The following is a 1138-nucleotide window of genomic DNA, read 5'->3' on the forward strand; positions in this document are numbered from 1 at the left end:
CGGGTATGGCGGAAGGGCGGGCGAACACCGAATGTTCGCCCGCCCTTCCGCCGTCCGTCGCCGGGGCCCGGCCCGGCTCGTCGCCGCAGCTCGTCGCGCCGGCCCGTGGCGCAGCGCTCGGGACGTCGGTCCTTTCGGGACGTCAGCCCTTGAGGGCCTTGTCCAGCGCCGCGTTGTACTGCTCCGGGGACTGCGGAGTCTCGATCTTCTTGCCGTCCATCTTGAGCGCGGGGGTGCCCTCGACGCCGCTGTCGTCGTACTTGGCGGACATCTCGAGCGCCCAGCGGTCGTAGGTGCCCTTCTCGACCGCCTTCTGGAAGGACTTGTTGTTCTTCAGGTCCGGGACCTGGTTCGCGACCTTGATCAGGTACTTGTCGTCGGCGAACTTGTCGTCCGACTCCTCCGGGTGGTTCTTGGTGGAGTAGAGCGCGGTCTTGTACTCGAGGAAGGCGTCCTCGCCGACGTTCAGGGCCGCGCCGAGGGCGCTCAGGGCGTTCTTGGAGCCCTCGCCGCCCGCCCCGCCGTCGATGAAGGTGGCGCCGATGTACTGGACCTTGTACTTGCCGGCGTCGATGTCCTTCTTCATGGTCTCGCCGAGCGTCTGCTCGAACTGGGCGCAGGCCGGGCAGCGCGAGTCCTCGAACAGCTGCAGGGTCTTCTTGGCGCTGTCCTTGCCGAGGACGACCGTGGTGCCGTTCTTGCCCGAGGTGTTGGCCGGCTTGACGAGCTTGGCGTCCTTGGCGCTCTCCCAGTGGCCCGGCTTGTTGGCCTGTACGACCGCGTAGCCGACGCCGCCCGCGACGGCCAGGATGCCGACGACACTGGCCGCGACGATCATCTGCCGGCGTGCCTTGTCCTTCTTGGCCTGCCGCTCGCGCTCGGCGCGCAGCCGCTCGCGTGCCGCCGACTTCGCCGCCTGGCTGTTCCGCTTGCTCATGATGGTGTTCTCCGTGCTCCGTCTGTATGGGGTTCGTCCGCGTGCGCGGCGGGCCGCGCGGTGCCGGCCGGGGTGGCCGGTCTCCTTCAGGCGAGGACGGAGCGCGGTGGTCCGCGCCGGGCGACGGAGTGCACAAGGAGACGGACGCGGGCGGCGCGGCCGGTGCGGACGGGGCGCGGCAGCCGCCGGGCCCGCTCGGGC

1 protein-coding gene is annotated in these 1138 nt (G+C 70.3%); it reads right to left on the reverse strand.

What is annotated here, in order from left to right:
• Positions 1 to 142: 142 nt before the first annotated feature.
• The gene (locus DY218_RS24270) at positions 143 to 937 is read right to left on the reverse strand and encodes a DsbA family protein (protein ID WP_128558273.1); all 795 of its coding nucleotides are present in this window, start codon (positions 935 to 937) and stop codon (positions 143 to 145) included.
• Positions 938 to 1138 lie beyond the last annotated feature (201 nt).

The sequence above is a fragment of the Streptomyces triticagri genome, assembly GCF_003429565.1.
Taxonomy (GTDB): Bacteria; Actinomycetota; Actinomycetes; order Streptomycetales; family Streptomycetaceae; genus Streptomyces; species Streptomyces triticagri.

Coding starts and splice junctions, on each gene's coding strand:
- DY218_RS24270 (WP_128558273.1), bottom strand. CDS start 937: ATGAGCAAGCGGAACAGCCAGGCGGCGAAGTCGGCGGCACGCGAGCGG.